24 protein-coding genes and 1 riboswitch are annotated in these 19843 nt (G+C 70.3%); of the genes, 12 read left to right on the top strand and 12 right to left on the bottom strand.

Features of this window, described 5'->3' with window-relative positions; translation table 11 throughout:
- The first annotated feature begins 23 nt into the window (after window positions 1–23).
- Together CKW28_RS19360 and CKW28_RS19355 are read left to right on the top strand one after the other, a co-directional pair.
- Complete coding sequence (locus CKW28_RS19360) at window positions 24–944, top strand: cyclopropane mycolic acid synthase family methyltransferase (RefSeq protein ID WP_085975163.1); 921 nt, start codon at window positions 24–26, stop codon at window positions 942–944.
- Complete coding sequence (locus CKW28_RS19355) at window positions 944–1819, top strand: cyclopropane mycolic acid synthase family methyltransferase (protein WP_050811986.1); 876 nt, start codon at window positions 944–946, stop codon at window positions 1817–1819. Before CKW28_RS19360 ends, CKW28_RS19355 begins: the two co-directional genes overlap by 1 nt.
- Before the next feature lie 14 nt (window positions 1820–1833).
- On the opposite strand, the gene CKW28_RS19350 is transcribed toward CKW28_RS19355, so the two are convergent.
- Window positions 1834–4089, bottom strand: a complete 2256-nt coding sequence (locus CKW28_RS19350; RefSeq protein WP_003926185.1) for a helicase-associated domain-containing protein — start codon at window positions 4087–4089, stop codon at window positions 1834–1836.
- A gap of 59 nt (window positions 4090–4148) precedes the next feature.
- On the opposite strand from CKW28_RS19350, the gene CKW28_RS19345 reads away from it, so the two are divergent.
- The 4 genes from CKW28_RS19345 to CKW28_RS19330 are packed head-to-tail and all read left to right on the top strand — an operon-like array spanning window position 4149 to window position 5753.
- Window positions 4149–4349, top strand: a complete 201-nt coding sequence (locus tag CKW28_RS19345; RefSeq protein ID WP_003926184.1) for a hypothetical protein — start codon at window positions 4149–4151, stop codon at window positions 4347–4349.
- A gap of 2 nt (window positions 4350–4351) precedes the next feature.
- Window positions 4352–4852, top strand: a complete 501-nt coding sequence (gene moaC, locus CKW28_RS19340; RefSeq protein WP_003926183.1) for a cyclic pyranopterin monophosphate synthase MoaC — start codon at window positions 4352–4354, stop codon at window positions 4850–4852.
- Window positions 4849–5328 carry a MogA/MoaB family molybdenum cofactor biosynthesis protein gene (locus tag CKW28_RS19335; protein WP_040547618.1) on the top strand — a complete coding sequence of 160 codons (480 nt, stop codon included), beginning with the start codon at window positions 4849–4851 and terminating at the stop codon, window positions 5326–5328. Before moaC ends, CKW28_RS19335 begins: the two co-directional genes overlap by 4 nt.
- A complete protein-coding gene (locus tag CKW28_RS19330) occupies window positions 5325–5753 on the top strand; it encodes a molybdenum cofactor biosynthesis protein MoaE (protein WP_003926181.1) in 429 nt (142 codons plus the stop codon). Before CKW28_RS19335 ends, CKW28_RS19330 begins: the two co-directional genes overlap by 4 nt.
- A gap of 83 nt (window positions 5754–5836) precedes the next feature.
- On the opposite strand, the gene CKW28_RS19325 is transcribed toward CKW28_RS19330, so the two are convergent.
- The 5 genes from CKW28_RS19325 to CKW28_RS19305 form a co-directional block, all read right to left on the bottom strand.
- Complete coding sequence (locus CKW28_RS19325) at window positions 5837–6289, bottom strand: NIPSNAP family protein (protein WP_003926180.1); 453 nt, start codon at window positions 6287–6289, stop codon at window positions 5837–5839.
- Window positions 6290–6554: 265 nt separating this feature from the next.
- On the bottom strand, window positions 6555–7862 hold the full coding sequence (locus tag CKW28_RS19320; RefSeq protein WP_040547142.1) for a transglycosylase family protein: 1308 nt from the start codon (window positions 7860–7862) through the stop codon (window positions 6555–6557).
- Between the two features lie 9 nt (window positions 7863–7871).
- Window positions 7872–8066, bottom strand: a riboswitch (cyclic di-AMP (ydaO/yuaA leader).
- 238 nt (window positions 8067–8304) lie between these two features.
- Window positions 8305–8607, bottom strand: a complete 303-nt coding sequence (locus tag CKW28_RS19315; RefSeq protein WP_050811985.1) for a MoaD/ThiS family protein — start codon at window positions 8605–8607, stop codon at window positions 8305–8307.
- Entirely contained in the window at window positions 8604–9662 is a 1059-nt protein-coding gene (moaA, locus tag CKW28_RS19310) for a GTP 3',8-cyclase MoaA (protein WP_003926177.1), read from the bottom strand. The genes CKW28_RS19315 and moaA overlap by 4 nt, the downstream gene beginning before the upstream one ends.
- The gene (locus CKW28_RS19305) at window positions 9659–10072 is read right to left on the bottom strand and encodes a YccF domain-containing protein (RefSeq protein ID WP_003926176.1); all 414 of its coding nucleotides are present in this window, start codon (window positions 10070–10072) and stop codon (window positions 9659–9661) included. Before CKW28_RS19305 ends, moaA begins: the two co-directional genes overlap by 4 nt.
- A 232-nt stretch (window positions 10073–10304) precedes the next feature.
- Here CKW28_RS19305 and CKW28_RS19300 point away from each other — a divergent pair, with 232 nt between their 5' ends.
- Window positions 10305–10718, top strand: coding sequence for a cold-shock protein (locus tag CKW28_RS19300; RefSeq protein ID WP_003926175.1), 414 nt, complete (start codon window positions 10305–10307; stop codon window positions 10716–10718).
- Window positions 10719–10770: 52 nt separating this feature from the next.
- Window positions 10771–11805, top strand: a complete 1035-nt coding sequence (locus CKW28_RS19295; protein ID WP_003926174.1) for a glutathione S-transferase family protein — start codon at window positions 10771–10773, stop codon at window positions 11803–11805.
- Between the two features lie 166 nt (window positions 11806–11971).
- On the opposite strand, the gene CKW28_RS19290 is transcribed toward CKW28_RS19295, so the two are convergent.
- Complete coding sequence (locus CKW28_RS19290) at window positions 11972–12463, bottom strand: DUF2771 domain-containing protein (RefSeq protein ID WP_040547138.1); 492 nt, start codon at window positions 12461–12463, stop codon at window positions 11972–11974.
- 28 nt (window positions 12464–12491) lie between these two features.
- A complete protein-coding gene (locus CKW28_RS19285; protein WP_003926172.1) occupies window positions 12492–14090 on the bottom strand; it encodes an MFS transporter in 1599 nt (532 codons plus the stop codon).
- A gap of 298 nt (window positions 14091–14388) precedes the next feature.
- On the opposite strand from CKW28_RS19285, the gene CKW28_RS19275 reads away from it, so the two are divergent.
- Window positions 14389–15222 (top strand): DUF3027 domain-containing protein, encoded by an 834-nt coding sequence (locus tag CKW28_RS19275; protein WP_003925824.1) that lies wholly within the window; start codon window positions 14389–14391, stop codon window positions 15220–15222.
- Window positions 15223–15230: 8 nt separating this feature from the next.
- Here the strand turns inward: CKW28_RS19275 and CKW28_RS19270 are convergent, their stop codons facing one another.
- A complete protein-coding gene (locus CKW28_RS19270) occupies window positions 15231–15686 on the bottom strand; it encodes an SRPBCC family protein (RefSeq protein WP_003925823.1) in 456 nt (151 codons plus the stop codon).
- Between the two features lie 60 nt (window positions 15687–15746).
- Window positions 15747–16019 carry a DUF2530 domain-containing protein gene (locus CKW28_RS19265; RefSeq protein ID WP_003925822.1) on the bottom strand — a complete coding sequence of 91 codons (273 nt, stop codon included), beginning with the start codon at window positions 16017–16019 and terminating at the stop codon, window positions 15747–15749.
- 102 nt (window positions 16020–16121) lie between these two features.
- Here CKW28_RS19265 and CKW28_RS19260 point away from each other — a divergent pair, with 102 nt between their 5' ends.
- The 3 genes from CKW28_RS19260 (at window position 16122) to CKW28_RS19250 (ending at window position 17729) form a co-directional block, all read left to right on the top strand.
- Window positions 16122–16553 carry a MarR family winged helix-turn-helix transcriptional regulator gene (locus CKW28_RS19260; RefSeq protein ID WP_003925821.1) on the top strand — a complete coding sequence of 144 codons (432 nt, stop codon included), beginning with the start codon at window positions 16122–16124 and terminating at the stop codon, window positions 16551–16553.
- Between the two features lie 93 nt (window positions 16554–16646).
- Complete coding sequence (locus tag CKW28_RS19255; RefSeq protein WP_040547524.1) at window positions 16647–17444, top strand: TrmH family RNA methyltransferase; 798 nt, start codon at window positions 16647–16649, stop codon at window positions 17442–17444.
- A gap of 9 nt (window positions 17445–17453) precedes the next feature.
- Window positions 17454–17729: a DUF2537 domain-containing protein gene (locus tag CKW28_RS19250; RefSeq protein WP_003925819.1), complete on the top strand. Its 276-nt coding sequence runs from the start codon at window positions 17454–17456 to the stop codon at window positions 17727–17729.
- A 21-nt stretch (window positions 17730–17750) separates the two neighbouring features.
- On the opposite strand, the gene sepH is transcribed toward CKW28_RS19250, so the two are convergent.
- Window positions 17751–18554, bottom strand: coding sequence for a septation protein SepH (gene sepH, locus CKW28_RS19245; RefSeq protein WP_003925818.1), 804 nt, complete (start codon window positions 18552–18554; stop codon window positions 17751–17753).
- Window positions 18555–18690: 136 nt separating this feature from the next.
- Complete coding sequence (serC, locus tag CKW28_RS19240; RefSeq protein WP_003925817.1) at window positions 18691–19803, bottom strand: phosphoserine transaminase; 1113 nt, start codon at window positions 19801–19803, stop codon at window positions 18691–18693.
- Between the last annotated feature and the right edge of the window lie 40 nt (window positions 19804–19843).

Raw genomic sequence — 19843 nt, 5'->3', positions numbered from 1 at the left:
GGGGGCGAACCGTGCCGGACGGGGTGAGCGAATCGCGCACGAGCCAGCCGCGGACCAGAGAGCGAACCCGGGCGGGCCGGGCTCCCGGGTCGTCGGCGGACGAGGTGCGTTCGCACTACGACCTGTCCAACGAGTTCTTCCGGCTCTGGCAGGACCCGACCCAGACCTACAGCTGCGCGTATTTCGAGCGGGACGACATGACGCTGGAAGAAGCACAGCTGGCCAAGGTCGACCTGGCGCTGGGCAAGCTCGGCCTGCGACCGGGGATGACGCTGCTCGACATCGGCTGCGGGTGGGGTTCGACGATCATGCGGGCCGTCGACGAACACGACGTCGACGTCATCGGGCTGACCCTCTCGGAGAATCAGCGCCGGCACATCGAGGAGCACTGGTTCGCGAACTCGGACAGCCCGCGCCGCAAGGAGGTCCGGCTGCAGGGCTGGGAGGACTTCGACGAACCGGTCGACCGGATCGTGTCGATCGGCGCGTTCGAACACTTCGGATTCGACAACTACGACTTCTACTTCAAGAAGACCTACGACCTGCTGCCCGACGACGGGGTGATGCTGCTGCACACCATCGTGTCCACCAGCAGGGAAGAGGTCGCCGAACTCGGCCTGCCGACGACGATGTCGCTGCTGCGCTTCTTCAAGTTCATCGTCGACGAGATCTACCCCGGCGGCCGGATCCCGTTGATCGCCCAGGTCGAGGACGCCGCGACCAACGCGGGATTCCGGATCACCCAGAAGCAGCGGCTGCGTCCGCACTACGTCAAGACGCTCGACGCCTGGGCGGCCAACCTGGAAGCCAACCGCCGGGCGGCGATCGAGATCACCTCCGAGGAGGTCTACGACCGGTACCTGCGCTATCTGACCGGCTGCTCGGACCTGTTCGCCAAGGGATACACCGACGTCTGCCAGTTCACCTGCAGGAAAGGTCAGTGATGGTCGAGTCGACGGAGCTGCGCCCGAATTTCGAGGACGTGCAGGCCCATTACGACCTGTCCAACGAGTTCTTCGGGTTGTTCCAGGACCCGACCCGCACCTACAGCTGCGCCTACTACGCCCGCGACGACATGACGCTGGAAGAGGCGCAACTGGCCAAGATCGACCTGGCGCTCGACAAGCTGGGGCTGCAGCCGGGGATGACGCTGCTCGACATCGGCTGCGGGTGGGGCTCGACGATGAAACGCGCGGTCGAGCGCCACGACGTCAACGTCATCGGGTTGACGTTGAGCCGCAACCAGTGCGCCTACAGCCGCGACCTGCTGGCGGGCCTCGACACCGACCGGTCCCGCCGGGTGCTGCTGCAGGGCTGGGAACAGTTCGACGAACCGGTCGACCGCATCGTGAGCATCGAGGCGTTCGAGGCGTTCGGCAAACCCCGCTACAAACCGTTCTTCGAGTTGACCCACCGGATCCTGCCCGACGGCGGCCGGTTCGTGCTGGAGACGATCTTCACCCATCCGCCGAGCTACTGGCACGACCACGGGATCGCCATCACCATGAGCGATCTGCGGTTCATGCGGTTCGTCGGCAAGGAGATCTTCCCCGGCGGTGAGATGCCGTCCGCCGAGGATGTCGTCGACATCTCCACCGCGGCCGGTTTCCGCCAGGAGGATCTGCAGCTGATGAACCCGCACTATGTGCGCACGCTGGACACCTGGGCGGACAACCTGCAGGACCGGCGGGACGAGGCGATCGCGGTGACATCCGAGAAGGTCTACGCGAATTACCTGCGGTACCTCACCGGCTGCGCGGACTTCTTCCGCCGCGGCATCACCGAGGTCGGCCAGTTCACGATGGTCAAAGGCGGTTGATCAGGCCGGTCGGGTCAATCCCGGTCGCCGGACACCACCGAGGTGATGCGGTGGATGGCGAAGTCGCGCACCCGGCCCGACGCCGGATCGTAGGCGGTCAGTTGTCCGCCGCGGACGCTGATCGGTTCGACCACGCGCTGGGTGGCCACACCCGCCGGATCGACGTAGCCGATCACCACCGACGCCTGCTGCAGCGCGGCCTCCTGCAGTTCGGCGATGGCCACCGCGGGATCCAGGCGGGCACTGCCGAACGGCGCCGCGGCCACCTTGCGCAGCACCGACACGATCGCGCCGAGGGTCTGCGGGCTCGGCGGGTTGGGCCGGAAGCTGCGGCGCCGGCCCGGCGGCGCCGGCACCCGGGCTCCGCGCGGCCGCAGGTCGACCACCGCACCGGTGGAATCCTCGGCGGCGGGTGCGAATCCGGCCCGGCGTAGCGCGTCGAGCACATCCGACAGCGGCGCCTGCGACACCGCCACCGTCGGGGCGAGCAACCGCACCTCCAACTCCGCGACCGTCGGCGCGGCGACCGCCTGGGCCAGCAGCGCCGGATCCTCACACCGCACGAACGATGCGGCGATGCCCACCCGCAGTTGCCCGTGCCGCCGTGCCACATCGTCGATCAGGTACGTCAACCCCTGCGGCACCGGGGTTTTCGAATGCCGTTCGAAGAAGCTGTGCAGATCACCGGCGGTGCGTCCGGTGTCCAGGGCATGGCGGATGGAGTCCTCGGTGACCCGGTAGACCATCGCCGCGCCGGCCGACTCCACCCGCGCCACCACGGAGAGCTGTTCGGCCAGCTCACGTTCCAGCGGGCCGGGCACCACCACGGTGAGATCGGCCTGCACCAGGAAGTGATCGACCGGCGACGGCAACGCGTCGGCCATCGCCGCGACGACACTCTCGGCGTCGTCGGCGCTCAGCAGCACCCGCGACGGGGTGGCGATCGCGCCGCGGCCCACCAGACCGAGGGCGTGGGCCTCCTCGAGCAGCGCCTCGACCGGCTCGGGTTGCAGCCGCGCGGCCCAGCGCGGCCGCCGCCAGATCATCGCCGCGGACAGTGAGCGGGCGTCACCGCCGGCGCCGGGCGGTAGATCGGCCAGCACCGACAGCAACAGTCGCCGGTCCAGCGGCGCGGCGGTGGAGTACAACGCATCGGACAGCGCCGCGTACGGTTTCGCGTCCGGTCCCCGGCTGCCGATCAGCCCGGGCCGGGCCGGCAGGTCCAGCCAGGTCGACGCCAGCACATGCCAGCGCACCGCCGGCGGCGACTCGATGAACCGGTCGGCGGCCACCGTCGGGGCCCAGAACGGCGCCGACCCGTCGTCGGGCACCGCGTCGGGGGTGCCCGCGGCGATCAACCCGGCTCCGGCCGCCACCTCCAGGATCAGCCCGAGCCGGCGCTCGTCGATGCCGGTGGACTTGCTCAGCCGTTTGAGATCGCGCACCCCCAGCCCGCCGCTGCGCAGTTCGGCGACCGGGGCGGCGCCGAGCGTCTCCAGCACCACCTCGGCCTCGCGCAGCAGTTCGAGCGCGGCCCCGGCGGCCACCGCGTCGACGTCGGCGGCCGTCGTCGTCGACACCACCGGATCGGGTGGCCGCAGTCGCACCGGTCCGGGTGCCTCGCCCCGCAGCACCTGACCGACGAGCCGGGGCAGGATCACCGTCTCGTCGTCGAGCTGGCGGAGCAGCCCGGCGGCCAGCAGCCGCTGCACCGGCCGGTCGGGCGGGGTGCCCGGTGCGGCGTCGCGGGTGCGGCCCAGCGGGGAACCCTCCAACAGCCGGGCCAGCAGCTCACTCTGGGCGGTGTCGAGTTCGGCGAGCCGGGCGGTGATGTCCTCGGCGGTGTGCCCGGTGTCCTCGACCGTGGCCTGGCCCGGATACCAGGGCAGGCTGCCGGCGGCCTCGGCGGCCACCCGCACCGCGGTGTCACCCCAGACCAGCGCCCGCTCCCGCAGCGTCGCCAGCGCGGCGGTGACGTCGTCGGGATCGGCCCGGTCCCCGAGCAGTTCGAGCAGTTTGGTCACCGGCACCGGTGCGGTGTCGGCGTGCAGCACCAGCAGCGCGTCGAGCACCGCCAGGTGCAGGAAGTCCAGCGCGTCGGTCGCCGCCTTGACCGATTGACGCGACTGCGCCCGCGCGGCCAGCGCCGCGATGGTGCCCGGCGGGGGCTGGGTCAGGTCGGGCCGCAACTCCAGCAGCCGCACCAGCTGCTCGTCGGAGAGCTCGGCCAACCAGGTGCCCAACGGGACGCCCGGTGCGTGTTCGGTCATCGCTGACCAGCGTAAAGCAGCCGCCCGACCTCGCCACGCACGGAGACGTTTGCCACAATGTGGGCGTGGCAGACAACAAGCGGCAGAAGAAGCACTATGTCGACGGCGGTTGGCCGACTCATATCCCGGACGACGAGCACGCGGTGACCGAGCTGACGGCGGAGCTCGCCGGCGCGTTGTCCCCGTTCGGCGACGAGGAGTTCCCGTTGCCGCACGATGAGCTGCCGTACATGCATCCGGTCACGGTGATCAACAGGTAACGGTGCCCGAGCCCGCAGGAGCCGGTTCCTCCGCCCCCCGCCTGTCGCACCTGGACGACACCGGCGCGGCGCACATGGTCGACGTGACCGCCAAGGCGCCCACCAAACGGGAGGCGATCGCGGCGGGTGTGTTGTGGACCCGGACCGACGTGGTGGCGATGATCGCCGCCGGCGGGCTGCCGAAGGGTGATGCGCTGGCCACCGCCCGGGTCGCCGGGATCATGGCGGCCAAGCGCACCAGCGACCTCATCCCGTTGTGCCATCAGCTGGCGTTGACCGGTGTCGACGTCGACTTCGACATCGGTGAGGCACACATCGACATCACCGCCACGGTGCGCACCACCGACCGCACCGGGGTGGAGATGGAAGCGCTGACCGCGGTGAGCGTGGCCGCGCTGACGCTCTACGACATGATCAAGGCGGTCGACCCGGCGGCCCGCATCGGCGATATCCGGGTGCTGCGCAAGGAAGGCGGCAAGACCGGCGTTTGGACGCGGCCGTGACCCGCACCGGCCGGGTCGTCATCGCATCCACCCGGGCCGCGGGCGGGGTGTACGAGGACCGCTGCGGGCCGATCATCGTCGACTGGCTGACCGAGCGCGGCTACCGGGTCCCGGCGCCGGTGGTGGTGCCCGACGGGGACGCGGTCGGCGCCGCGCTGCGCACCGCCGTCGACGAGGACGTCGACGTGATCATCACCTCCGGTGGGACGGGGATCTCCCCGACCGATGCCACCCCGGAGGCCACGCTCGCGGTGCTCGACTATCAGATTCCCGGCCTGGCCGACGCGATCCGCCGGGCCGGGCTGCCCGAGGTGCCGACGTCGGTGCTGTCCCGCGGGGTCTGCGGCGTGGCGGGACGCACACTGATCGTCAACCTCCCCGGCTCACCGGGCGGGGTCAAGGACGGCCTCGGGGTGCTCGACGACGTGCTCGAGCACGCCCTCGATCAGCTCAGCGGTGAGGATCACGTTCGATGAACGCAGAGGTTCTGCGCGCCACGGTCACCTCCGATCCGATCGAGGTGGCCGAACACGAGGCATTGGTCGGCCACCGGGCCGCCGGTGCGGTGGTCGGCTTCGCCGGGGTGGTCCGCGACCACGACGGCGGGCGCGAGGTGTTGCGGCTGGAGTACACCGCGCACCCGTCGGCCGAGCGGACCCTGGCCGAGGTGGCCGCCGAAGTGGCCGCCGCGAGCCGGGGGGTGCGGGCGATCGCGGTCAGCCACCGGGTCGGGCCGCTCTCGATCGGAGATGCGGCGCTGGTCGCGGCGGTCGCCGCCGACCACCGCTCGGAGGCGTTCCAGACCTGCGCCCGGCTGGTCGACCTGGTCAAGGAACGCCTGCCGGTGTGGAAGCACCAGTTCTTCGCCGACGGCACCGATGAGTGGGTGAACTGCGCCTGACCGGAACCGTCATCGCAGGCCCCGAGGCCGGGCCCAGGTGGACCCAGGTGAATATGGTTCCCGGCTCGGCTGGGGGCCGTCGTTCAGGGGCGAACCGGCAGTGCGAACTCCCTCGTGGGGGAATGGTCCGTGACCGTCAGTATGCGGTCCTCGATCTCTCCCACCAGCTGGCCGTGCCGGGCGGCGGTGCGCATCTTGATCTCGGACCATTCCCGGTCGGCCAGGAACCCGGCCCAGCGATCCTGCAGCGTGGCCACATCCGGCCACTGCAACAGATAGACGAACTCGGTGCGCTCCTCGTGCTTGGTTTCCCACATGGCGACGATCTCGAAGTCGTATCTGGCCATGATGCGCATGGCGTGATCACGGAAGCGCTCGTGAAAAGCCTGCTTGTTGTGCTCGAAAATCTCGTATACGCGAAATTGATGCACGACTGACCGGCCCTGCGAGGCGGAGGCGGCCGGCGGCAGAAGGCCGGCCAGAAGCAGTGCGCCCACCAGCGTCAGGCCCGCACGCCGAACGAATTTCTGCGTCATTCTCGTCCTCTGGTGTTCACGGCGGTTCGTGACCACGCGGTTTCCCAGTGTGCTCTGTGCTTCGAGCGTGCGGTGAGCGCGGCGGGTGTGCATTGAGCGCTTCGACTGTGGGCTGAGCGCGCGTTTTTCGGCTGTGGACGACGGCTGTGTCACTGTCGACGCGCGGGATGCACGATCACCGCGCCGGTTGCACGGTCGACGCGCCGACAGCATCGTCGACGCGCGGGTTGCACGGTCGCTGTGGGTTCACCCCGACGGCGACGGATCAGGCGGGCGGGGCCGCGTCAGCGGGCGTGGGCGGCGGCGCCGGCATGTTCGGGCCGGGCCCACCCGGGGTGTCCGGAGTGGTCAACGGACGCTGCGTCAATGCCAGCAGGGCGTCGGCCCCGGAGATCTCCTGGGTCTGGATCGCGTGCCACAGCTCCCGCAGGTAGGTGACGTTCGGGTTCTGCCGGTCCACCACGGTCGGATCCACGGTGTAGCCGTCCGGCAGATTGTCCGGGCTGGGCAGATGCGGCATGCCCTCGGGCAGCGGCGGCTTGCCCTCGGTCACCGCCTGGTTCGCAAGGTCGTATGCCTCGGCGGGGATGTCGACCGCGTTGAGCGCCGCCACCGGATCCGGCACCGGGGCGGGAGCGGGTTCCGGCGCGACGGGCGCGGGCTGGGCCGGTGCCGGGCCGCCGGGCAGCGACCAGGCTTCGGCCTGGCTGACCGGGCCCTCGGCGAACTCCCAGTTCGATGCGGTGACGATGGTCTCCTCGGCCGGAGCCGGCGCGACCTCCGCGGGTGGGGCCGGCGGCACCTCGGCAGGGGGAGCCTCGGGCGCCGGAAGGCTGGCCTCGACGATGACGTTCTCGGCCGGGGCCGGCGCGACCTCCGCGGGTGGGGCCAGCGGCACCTCGGCCGGTGCGGCCTCGGGAGCCGGGGGAGCCTCGGGAGCCGGGGGAGCGGGGGGCGCCTCGGGGGCGGCGAAGCCCGCCTCGACGATCGCCGGTTCAGCGGGCGGCGGCGGTGGCACGTCGCCCGGCGGCGGAGGCAACGGCGCCTCGGGTGCCGGGGCGGCCAGTGCATCGGCCGGCGGCGGCACATCGCCCGGCGGCGGGGGAGGCGGCGGGGCGAACGGATCAGGCGGCGGAGGCGGCGCCAGCTCGTTGACCGGCGGCGCGTCCAGTGGTTGCGGCGCGGGATCGTTCACCACATTGCGCGGGGTCGCGCCGGACAGCACCTTGCCGCAGGTCGGCCACGCCCCCTTGCCCTGGCTGGCCAGCACCCGCTCGGCGATCGCGATCTGCTGCTCCTTGGTGGCCAGGTGGGCGTACGGCGCGAACTCGCCGCCGCCGTGGGCCCTCCAGGTGCCGGGAGCGAACTGCAGGCCCCCGTGATAGCCGTTACCGGTGTTGATGGCCCAGTTTCCGCCCGACTCGCAACGGGCGACCTGATCCCATTCGGCGTCGGTGGCCGCACCGGCCTGACCGGCCATCGCCAGGCCGCCACCGCCGAGCACAGCCCCGGTGACAGCGATTTTCGCGACGTTTACGGATGATGTCGTGGGCTTGCGGTGCCGTCCACTCATGAATCCGGTAGGTCCTCTCTTGGGCGCCTTCGAGGTCAGCTGTCGGGTTCGGGTCGGAGAGGTCACCCGGCCGATGTCGTATCGGCTTCACCCCTAGGGGCCGGTCGGCCCCAGGTCCCTTCGGGTGGACCGGTGGGTCCCCCGCCTCCATCCAGGTTGTTGTCGGTGTCCTGGCCCGGCGGATGGAGTTCGGCGCTACCGAACCAGGTGGGCCAGCCGATCAGGCTCGCCTGACCCGCGTTGAACCGTAACGGCTGAGGCGCGAGACGTCACCTTTTGCCGGCCCCGGCGTTTCCGGGGACCGGCAAATCCTAAAGGAGCTCTAAAGCCGCAGGACTTTAGTCACTTTTGGGGCAGAAAAAGGCAGCTCAGCGCGATATAAGGGCGTCGTTATCGTCTCGTTATGTGACGTAAATCACCATCTTGTCGGGATGACATCGGATTAACCACCGGCGAACGGAGGCAGGACGTCGACGGTCTGTCCGGGATGCAGCGGCTGCGCGGTGTCGCGCACGGCGACGCCGTCACACAGATAGGAACAGCGGGGCAGCACCCGGGACAGTTCGGCGCTGCCGCGGGCCAGCTGGTCGGCCAGCTCCTGCACGGTGGCGCCGGCCGGCACCCGGACCGTCTGCTCGTCGACGCCGGCAGCGGCCCGGGCGGCCGCGAAGTACCGCACGGTCAGCTCGACCACCGGTTGTCCCGGGCGGGTCTGCGTTGGCTGGGTGGGTGTCGCCACCGTCATCCTCCGATTGCGCTCATGGGTCGTGCGGGTTGGACGAAGTCGGGATCGTTGATGCCGTGCCCGGCCGCCTTGGCCCACATCGCCGCCCGCCACGCGGCCTCCACCGCGTCGTCGTCGGCGCCGCTGCGCAACAGCCCGCGCAGATCGGTCTCCTGCTGGGCGAACAGGCAGTTGCGCACCTGACCGTCGGCGGTCAGCCGGGTCCGGTCACAGGCTGAGCAGAACGCATGCGACACCGTGGCGATGATCCCGACGGTGGCGCCGGTGCCGTCGATCCGCCACAGCTGCGCCGGCGCCGACCCGCGCGGGGTGGGATCGGGGCTGAGCCGGAATTCACGCTGCAACGCGGCCAGCACCTCATCGGCGCTCAGGGTCTGGTCACGCCGCCACTGATGCCCGGCGTCCAGCGGCATCTGTTCGATGATCCGCAACTGGTAGCCGCGGTCCAGACAGAACCTGAGCAGCTGCACCGCATCGTCGAGGCCGGTTTCGGCGTCCAGCACCGCGTTGACCTTGACCGGGGTCAGCCCGGCGGCCCGGGCGGCCTCCAGACCGGCGAGCACATCGGCAAGCCGGTCGCGGCGGGTGATCCGGGCGAATCGCACCGGGTCGACGGTGTCCAGCGAGACGTTGACGCGGTCCAGTCCGGCGTCCTTGAGCCGTCGGGCGCGCTTGGCCAGTCCGATGCCGTTGGTGGTGAGCGCGATCTCGGGTCGGGGACGTTCCGCCGCCGCGGCGGCCACCACCTCCTCGAGGTGCCGGGCGACCAGCGGTTCGCCGCCGGTGAACCGCACATTGGTGATGCCCAGCCGGGTCACCGCGATGTGCAGCAGCCGGGCGAGCTCATCGGGGCGCAGCAGATGCTCGCCCGGCAGCCAGTCCAGCCCCTCCGCCGGCATGCAGTAGGTGCAGCGCAGATTGCAGCGGTCGGTCAGGGAGATGCGCAGGTCGGTGTGCACCCGGCCGAAGGTGTCGACCAGCGGTCCGCTCGCCGGCGGAGCCGATGGCGGCGACGGCCGTCGCACAGCGGGAAGGCCCAGCGCGGTCACGGTCATGCGGCGGCTCCGGTGGGATCGGGGACGGCGCGCAGACCGTCGACCGGCACGATCTCCTTACCCAGCGGCATCAGGGAGATCGGGATCATCTTCAGATTCGCCAGCGCCAGCGGGATCCCGATGATCGTGATCGCCATCAACGCCGCGGTGATCAGATGCTCGAGCACCAGCCAGATGCCGAACAGCACGATCCAGATGATGTTGCCGATCAGCGCGCCCGGCCGCGGCCCCGGTTTGTCGACGACGGTGCGGCCGAACGGCCACAACGCATACATGCCGATCCGGAACGCGGCGAACCCGAACGGGATCGTGACGATCAGCAGAAAGCAGATGAGCGAGGCCAGCAGATACCCCAGCGCGAGCCACAAACCGCCGAAGATCAACCAGACGACATTCAGTAACAGGCGCATCTCTCCTCCAGCGGTGGGTCAAGCCTACCCAGAACCCGTCCGGCCGGGCCGGGTTGCGGGGGCCGGGATGTGAGCGGCCAGACGGAATCTGAGGTGCTCGCCGGATCGGCGGCCGAGTAGGATTCAGCCCGACGCGTCCCGGAGCCGGCAGACCCGGCGACTCTGACCAGCGCAGGGGGGGACGCTTTCGTTGTGATGTCAGTGGGTTCGACCAGACAAGCGGGTGAGACCAGTGCCGACCGGCAGGGTTAAGTGGTACGACGCCGAGAAGGGCTTCGGCTTTCTGTCCCAGGACGACGGTGGGGAGGACGTCTACGTCCGGGCGTCGGCGCTGCCCGAAGGGGTCGAGACCCTCAAATCCGGTCAGCGGGTCGAATTCGGCATCGCGACGGGCCGCCGCGGACCGCAGGCGCTGAGCGTCCAGATCATCGATCCGCCGCCGAGCCTGAGCCGGGCCCGCCGGCAGGCCGCGGCCGCCGAGCGCAAACACAGCCCCGACGAACTGCACGGGCTGATCGAGGACATGATCACCCTGCTGGAGAGCGCGGTGCAGCCCGACCTGCGCAAGGGCCGCTACCCGGACCGCAAGACCGCTCGCCGGGTCGCCGAGGTGGTGCGCGCCGTCGCCGCCGAGCTCGAACACTGAGCTGTTCGGCGTACCGCGGTGGTGACCCGCCGGAATGGGTAACACTGGGGGCGTGGGCTCCTATGTCGCCGGCACGTCCGAAGGTGGCGAATTCAGGCGTGACACCAACTACATCTCCACCCGCATCACCGCGGACGGGCGCGACGGCTACCCGGTGGAGCCGGGCCGCTACCGGCTGATCGTGGCGCGGGCGTGCCCGTGGGCGAACCGCACCATCATCGTGCGTCGGCTGCTGGGGCTGGAGGACGCGATCTCGATCGGCTTCTGCGGCCCGACCCACGACGAACGCAGCTGGACCTTCGACCTGGATCCCGGCGGGGTGGACCCGGTGTTGAAGATTCCCCGGCTGCGCGACGCCTACCTGAAACGGTTCCCCGACTACGACAAGGGCATCACCGTGCCCGCGATCGTCGAGGAGTCCACCGGCGAGGTCGTCACCAACGACTTCGCCCAGATGACCCTGGACTTCTCCACCGAGTGGACGCGGTACCACCGCGACGGCGCCCCGCAGCTGTACCCCGAACCGTTGCGCGACGAGATCGACGAGGTCGCGCAGCGCATCTACACCGAGGTCAACAACGGGGTGTACCGGTGCGGATTCGCCGGGTCACAACGGGCTTACGAGGACGCCTACGACCGGCTGTTCACCGCGTTGGACTGGCTGTCCGACCGGCTGAGTGGCCGGCGTTACCTGGTCGGCGACACCATCACCGAGGCCGACGTGCGGTTGTTCACCACGCTGGTCCGGTTCGACCCGGTCTATCACGGGCATTTCAAGTGCAACCGCAGCAAGCTCACCGAGATGCCGGTGCTGTGGGCTTATGCCCGTGATCTGTTCCAGACCCCGGGCTTCGGCGACACCGTCGACTTCGTGCAGATCAAGCAGCACTACTACATCGTGCACACCGACATCAACCCGACCCGGGTGGTGCCCAAGGGGCCGGATCTGGCCAACTGGCTCACCGCGCACGGCCGGGAGGAGTTGGGCGGCAGACCGTTCGGCGACGGCACCCCACCCGGGCCGACACCCGACGGCGAGCGGGTGCCCGCCGGGCACAACCCGCTCTCGCCGCCGAGCGTGGGGTGATGACACGCGCCGAGGCGGTGGAGCGTGCCATAAGCCGACACTCGACCCGACCGTGGCCGTGCCTAATCCGGCCAGACCGTGGCCGTGTCTAATCTGGCCAGACCGTGGCCGTGTCTAATCTGGCCAGACCGTGGCCGTGTCTAATCTGGCCAGACCGTGGCCGTGTCTAATCTGGCCAGACCGTGGCCACTGACCACTCGGCATGGGGCACGTCGAACAACTCACCGTTCTCGTCCTGCACTAACGTCATCAACTGCACCGCGATACCGGTGAGGCGGCCGCGGTGCGGATCCACCGTCTCGATGGTCTCCGCGAAGCGGGTGTCGGGGCGGTAGTGGCTGACCGTGGTGTCGATCGGATCCTCGTAGACCCGCAGCAGCCGCCACGGCCCGCCGGCGATCGCGCCGGGCACCGACAGCTGCACCACATCGCGTTCATTGACCGGCAGTTCGCCCTGCTCGCCGGATAGCTCGCAGTTGTCCAGATCGAGTACCGGGCAGTACTGGAACGGCCCGACGCGGATCAGGTGGCCGGCGCTGTACACGCTGATCCGAGGAAGCTGGTGGTCCTGCTGCGCGGAGAGCCTCGTGATCAACAGCCCGGTGCCGACGGCGGCGAGCACCGCCACCGCGGCCAGCATGGCCAACCCTCGTTTCATCGCACCCGTCTCACTTCGAGCTCAGCGTTCACCGCGGCGTGAAGGCCGGGTGGTCGTTTCGTCCCTCCGGCTCGGCCAGTACCGGACGGTTGCCGCCGAAGCCCGGGATCAACGAATCACCGCGATAGCTGACGATGGTCTGGGCCAGGCCCAGGATCAGGATCGCGCTGATCGTGGTGAACCCTATCCACAGCTCGGTGTAGACCAGCACGCCGGTCGCCCCGCCGGCCACCCACGCCAACTGCAGCAGCGACTCCGACCGGCCGAACGCCGACGCGCGCGACTGCTCGGGCAGGTCGTCCTGCAGGGATGCGTCCAGCGACGCCTTGGCGATCGCCGAGGCGCCGGAGGTGATCAAGGTCGCCAGCGCGGCCACCAGCAGCTCGCCGGTCACCGCGGTGGCCAGCGCGCCGATGGTCACCGCGATCGCGGCCCGCACCACCAGCTGCGCCGGGTGGCCGAGTTCGAGCCGGGCGGCGGTGAAGTTGCCGATGAAGTTGCCCACCGCGGCGGCCGCCCCGATCAACCCCAGGATCATCAGCTGTTCCAGGCCGGTGGCCTCATGGGACTTCGCGACGAACGCCGGGTACAGGAACAGGAACCCGACCATCAGCTTGATCGTGCAGTTCCCCCACAGCGCGGTGATGGTGTTGCGGCCCATCGGCTGCCGCGCGGCACCCGAGTGCCGCCGCTGGTCGGGATGCCGCCGCAGATCCCCGTGGTAGGTGAGGGTGGCGGGCACCTCGCCTTCGGTGACCTCCACCCATCGGGGGATCCGCATGGACAGCACCGCGCCGGCCAGCGAGACCGCGACGATCACATACAGCGCGCCGGGCAGTTCGAACAGGTTGAACACGTACTCGGCCGCCGCGGCGACCGCCCCGCCGAGCATCGTCCCGCCGAGCAGGCCGAACATCGTCAACCGCGAGTTCACCCGCACCAGATCGATGGTGGGCGGCAGCACCCGCGGGGTCATCGCGCTGCGCAGCACCGAGAACGATTTGGACAGCACCATCATCGCCAGCGCACAGGGGTAGAGCACCCAGGACGGAAAACTGCCGGTGGCGCCGTCGTAGTTGGCGATCAGCACCACCACCAGCGCGGTGCGCAACCCGAACGACGTGGCCAGCGCCACCCGCCGGCCGTGTTGCAGCCGGTCCAGCGCCGGCCCGATCAGCGGGGCGATCACCGCGAACGGCGCGATCGTGATCAACAGGTACAGCGCGACGCGGGCCTTGCTCTCCCCGGTGGCCGCGGCGAAGAACAACGTGTTGGCCAACGCCACCGCCATGGCGGCGTCGACGGCGAAGTTCGCCACCACCGGCCACGTCAACGCGGTCAGCCCGGACTTGTCGGCACCGTCGGCGGTGGCCGCGCGGTGCACCAGGCCGTACATTCGCGAACCCATCTCGCGGCTGCGCTGCGCGGCGGCGCGGGTCACCGTGATCCGCTCATCGGACCGCGGGCGGCCGGTGGACCGGTATCCGCGCGGCGGTGGTTCGCCGGCCCCGCGGTCGAAGGTGGGGCGGTCCTCGTCCAGTGGCGGTAGCCAGCGGTTGGCGCTGGGCGGGGCCTTGGGCCGTCCCGGTCGCCGCGGGGCGGGGTCGTCACTGGGGTAGTTCGCCATCCCGGGGTGCTCACCGGCGCGGGCGCCGCGATCAGACCCGGCGCGGGCGCCGCGATCAGACCCGGCGCGGGCGCCGCGATCAGACCCGGCGCGGGCGCCGCGATCAGACCCGGCGCGGGCGTTCGAGGGGTCGCCGGCCGGCCGCGGCGGGTAGTACCGGGGGTCACGGCGGCCCGCCGGGCTGCGCGGGTCACGGCGCGGTCCGGTCACACCGACAATTGTTCCCTATCATCACGACGGCCGGTTGTAGGCGACCGGTGTGGCTATCACGGCCCGCACTCGGGCAGGATGGGTGACGATGGACAGCGTGACCGAAACGGCGGGGCCCGACGAGGCGGGGCCCGAATCGGCGGTGCCCGAGAACCCGGGCGCCGAGGTGGCGGACCCGCGAGTCGCCGAGCTCGAGGAGTTGTTGCTGGGCGCCGTCGAGCAAGCCCGCGCAGCGGTCGTCGAGTTCAGCGGTGCGGACACCGTGGGCGACTACCTCGGCGCCGCGCTGGAGGACTCCACCGCCGCCACCCACCGTTTCCTGGCGAAACTGCCCGGCTACCGCGGGTGGCAGTGGGCCGTGGTGGTCGCCGGATATCCGGGCACCGATCAGGCCACCATCAGCGAGGTGGTGCTGGTGCCCGGTCCGACGGCGCTGGTCGCGCCGAAGTGGGTGCCGTGGCAGGAACGGATCCGGCCGGGTGATCTGGGTCCGGGTGATCTGCTCGCCCCCGCGGTCGACGACCCTCGCCTGGTGCCCGGTCACGTCGCCACCGGCGATCCGGCGATCGACGAGGTCGCCCTCGAGCTCGGCCTCGGTCGGCGGTGGGTGCTCAGCGAGTTCGGGCGTGCCGAGGCCGCCCGACGCTGGCATTCCGGCGAGTACGGCCCGCATTCCGCGATGGCCCGGGCCACCCGCCGGGTCTGCCGGGACTGTGGTTTCTATCTGCCGCTGGCGGGGGTGATGGGCCGGATGTTCGGGGTGTGCGCCAACGAGTTCTCCGCCGACGGCCGGGTGGTGGACGCCGAGTACGGTTGCGGCGCCCACTCGGACACCCCACGCCCGCCGGGTACGGGTTCACCGTTGTACGAACCGTATGACGACGGTCTGATCGAGATCACCGAATCGGTGGAGCAGACCTGACGGTTCGGTCAGCTCTCGGCGGCGGCCTTGATCCGGGCCAGTGAGGCGTTCATCCCGTCGAGCAACTCCTGCTCGAAGTTCGGGACGCCGCCCATGAACCGGTTCACCAGGAAGTTCGAGATCGGCTTGACCCCGTTCTCGGCGTGCCGGCTCTCGATGAGACGGGTGCCGCCCGACTCGGTGGGCTCCAGTTCGTAGCTCCACACCGTGTTGTTCTCGTTGACCCGGAACGCCAGCTTCTTCTCCGGGATCACCTCGGTGATGGTGCATGTGGTGGGCCACACCATCAGCCCGCGGCGGTTGAGGTTGATGGTGCGGGCGCCGGGCCGCAGCTGACCGAGCACCCGCATCCGCCGGCACTGCGGACTCCACTGCGGCATCCGGCTCAGGTCGGAGACCAGCTCCCACACGCGGGAAACCGGTGCGTTGATCTCGATCTCTGCCTGCAACAGCGGTGCCGCCATGGCGCTTCCTCTCGTCCTGGGTGTCGTCTGGGGTGATGTCTTGTCGGTCCGGGGGTTTCGTCAAAGCAGTCCGTCCTGGGCGCCGCGCGCGCCCCGGCGTACGGCGTGACGTTGCCATACATAGATCAGCGTGCCAAGAGCCCCCACCGCCAGCCCGGCGACGGTGTACGGGCGCCAGGTGTGCAGGCTGTCCACGGTGAAGGCGAGCAGCGCCGCGACGAGCCAACCTACCGTGATCACGGTGATCACCGGCCACGGCTGCAGCAGGATCCGCGGCAGCGGAGGGGCCGCGGGGGGCCGGGGTGCGGTATCGGCGGGGGTCTCGGTGGCCATCATCGTCAATCTAGCGTGAACCCCGCCGCTGCGCCGACGGGGCCGGGCAGCAGTTGATTCGTTTGCGGGTATTGGCGGCGTGATGCTGGCTATTCTTGCGATGTGGACGACTCGGAAGCCCGGCTGGCCAGCGAATTGTCTTTCGCTGTCGTGCGGTTGGCGCGCCAGCTGCGGGCCCGCGGGGCGGAGTCTGAGCTTTCGCTGGCGCAGTTGTCGGCCTTGTCGACGTTGGTCAAAGAGGGTGCGATGACGCCGGGTGCGCTGGCGGCGCGGGAGCGGGTCCGTCCGCCGTCGATGACGCGGGTGGTGTCGTCGTTGCTCGAACTCGGTCTGGTGGCCCGCGACGCACATCCGGTCGACGGCCGGCAGGTGCTGATCGCGGTGTCGGCCGCGGGCCGGCGCCTGGTCGAGGCGCACCGCAGCACCAGTCAGGAGTGGCTGATGAAGCGCCTGGCCGGGTTGGACGCGGCGCAACGGGAGACGTTGACGCAGGCCGCCGAACTGATGGCGGTGCTCGTCGACGAATCCGCTTGAGGTCTTACCGTTTCAAGAGTGCACACGCTCAGCGGCCCGAACCCCGACGACCCCGACGGCCCCGACGTCACTGACGGCCCCGACGTCACTGACATCACCGATCCGGCCGACCCGCGGGTCGACGACTTCCGCGACCTCAACAGTGTGGACCGGCGCCCGGATCTGCCCGGCGGCAAGGGGCTGGTGATCGCCGAGGGTGTGTTGGTGGTGCAGCGGATGCTGGCGTCGCGGTTCACGCCGCGTGCGTTTCTCGGCACGGATCGGCGGCTCACCGAGCTGCGTGCCGACCTCGCCGCCGTCGACGCCCCGTTCTACCGGGCCGACGCCGAGGTGATGGCCGAGGTGGTGGGATTCCACCTGAATCGCGGGGTGCTCGCCTCGGCGGCGCGGCCGACGGAACTCACGGTGCCGCAGGTGCTCGACGGGGCCCGCACCGTCGCGGTGCTCGAGGGCGTCAACGACCACGAGAACCTCGGCTCGATCTTTCGCAACGCCGCCGGCCTCGGGGTCGACGCGGTGATCTTCGGCAGCGGCTGCGCCGACCCGCTGTACCGGCGGGCGGTGCGGGTGTCGATGGGGCATGCGCTGCTGGTGCCGTACGCGCGGGCGCGTCACTGGCCGGCCGATCTGCGATTGCTGCGCGACAACGGTTTTCAGCTACTCGCGATGACGCCGAACCCGAAGGCGGAGACGCTGGCGGCGGTGATGCCGCGGCTGGCCGCGCAGAAGGTGGCTGTACTCGTCGGGGCCGAGGGACCCGGGCTGGCGGAGTCGACCATGCGGGCCGCCGATGTGCGGGTGCGCATCCCGATGTCGCGGGGCACCGATTCGCTCAACGTGGCCACCGCCGCCGCGCTGGCGTTCTACGAGCGGTCCAGGCCGAGCGGATAGATTCGAGGCGTGGAGTCCGGTGACGACGAGGCCACCCCGTGGGCGTTGGGGCTGACCGTCGCCGCATTCGTCGCGGCGGTGATCGCCGCCGCGGTCGTCGTGCTCGGGATCGGTTTGAGCCGGATCCATCCGCTGTTGACGATCGGACTGAACCTGGTCGCGGTGGGCGGGCTGGCACCCTCGGTGTGGGAATGGCGCAGTCGGCCGGTGTGGCGGTGGTTCGCGCTGGGCGCCGGGGCGGGGGTGGCCACCGGATGGTTGGCGTTGGCCGCCGTGCTGATCTGACCGGGGCCGGGCCCGCGGGTCTCAGCGTTCGGCGCTGGACCGCACCCCGAGCAGGACGTCCTCCCAGGCCGGCACCGTCGGGCGGGACTTGGCCTTGCGAGTCCGCCGCCGTGGGGCCGGTTCGGCGGCCGGGGCGGGCTCGGCGGCGTCCGGGGCCTGATCCGGGGCCGGTGCGGGGGCCGGCTTCTCCTCGAATTCGAGCTCGGGCAGCGGTGCGACGGGCCGCAGCGGTTGCCGGGTGAAGTCCGGGTCGATCAGTTCGCGCGCCGCGTCGTCGCACGCGGTCACGGTGCCGCCGTGCGCCCCGGGCACGTACCGGAAATGCGCCACGTTGTCGGAGCGCCCGGCCTTCCAGGACAGCTGCACCGTCCAGCGGCCGTCCTCGTTGCGCCAGGCGTCCCAGCTGGTGGCGTGCGGGTCGAGGCCGCGGGAGATCAGCGCGCTGGTCACCATCTCCAGCAGGGTCAGCACAGCCGGCCCGTCGGCGAGCACCGGATGCGCCGCGGTCGCGAGCTCGGCGGCCCGGGCCCGTTCCAGCAGCACCGGGTGCGCGAACCGCTCCACCCGTTCGCGGTCCACCCCGGCAGCGGCCGCGACCTCGTCGACCGATGCGCCCGCGCGGATCCTGGACTGAATATCTTTGGGACGCAGCACCGTTGAGACCTCGACATCGATCTGGGTTTGGTTCGAAACGGTTCGGTCCCCACGTACGGCGGCACGCAACCGGTCGTCGGCGTGCAGGACGAACTTCTCGCCGGAGTCCTCGGTCTCGCAGATGATGCGCTTGCCGTCGACGTCGAGTCCGACGACCTTGAGCTCTCGCATACCGACCTCCTCCGGACCCGGTCTCGTCGCGGTGCCCCGGCGGTGTCCTGCGAACACCTGGCGGCGGGTACCGGGCCTTAACCGGCCACCCTAGTGTGTTATCGCCTCGTTACCGTGCTGACACGCTGAGCACCGGTCAGAGCCGTTCCACCACCCAGTCGATGCACTGCGTCAACGCGCTGATGTCGTCGGGTTCGATGGCGGTGAACATCGCGATCCGCAACTGGTTGCGGCCGAGCTTGCGGTAGGGCTCGGTGTCGACGATGCCGTTGGCCCGCAACACTTTGGCGACCGCGGCGGCGTCGACGTCGTCGTTGAAGTCGATGGTGCCGACGACCTGGGAGCGCAGCGCCGGGTCGGTGACGAACGGGGTGGCGTACTCGGAGGCCTCGGCCCAGGAGTACAGCCGGCGGGCGGAGTCGGCGGTGCGCGCCACGGCCCAGTCCAGACCGCCGTTGCCGAGCATCCAGTCCAGCTGCTCGGCCAGCAGCACCAGGGTGCCGATGGCCGGGGTGTTGTAGGTCTGGTTCTTCAAACTGTTGTCCACCGCGGTCGGCAGCGACAGGAAGTCGGGCACCCAGCGCCCGGATCCGGCGATGGCGTCGATGCGGGCCAACGCGGCCGGCGACAGCACGGCCAGCCACAGGCCACCGTCGCCGGCGAAGTTCTTCTGCGGCGCGAAGTAGTAGGCGTCGGCGTCGGCGATGGTCACCGGCAGTCCGCCGGCCGCCGAGGTGGCGTCGATCAGGATCAGCGCGTCACCGGAGCCCTCGGGCCGGCAGACCGGCACCGCGACGCCGGTGGACGTCTCGTTGTGGGCCCAGGCGATCGCGTCGACGGACGGGTCGGATTGAGGTTGCGGGGCGCTGCCCGGATCGGCCTTGATGATCACCGGATCGCCGATGAACGGGTTCTTGGCCACCGCGTTGGCGAACTTCGAGCTGAACTCGCCGTAGGTGAGGTGCAGCGACCGCTTGTCGATCAGCCCGAACGCGGCGGCGTCCCAGAACGCGGTGGTGCCGCCGTTGCCGAGGACCACCTCATAGCCGTCGGGCAGCGAGAACAGTTCCCGGATGCCGTCGCGGACCCGGCCGACCAGGTTCTTCACCGGCGCCTGGCGGTGCGAGGTGCCGAACAGATCGCCCGCCGCGGTCAGTGCCTTGAGTTGTTCGGGCCGGACTTTCGACGGCCCGGATCCGAACCGACCGTCACTGGGTTTGAGATCGGCGGGGATCTTGAGTTCAGCCATGGGGACAAGGGTAGTGATCCGGTGGCCCGTCGCGGTAACC

This window comes from Mycolicibacterium thermoresistibile, assembly GCF_900187065.1.
In the GTDB taxonomy this organism is placed as follows: Bacteria; Actinomycetota; Actinomycetes; order Mycobacteriales; family Mycobacteriaceae; genus Mycobacterium; species Mycobacterium thermoresistibile.
This window is presented reverse-complemented; position numbering and strand designations above follow the sequence as displayed.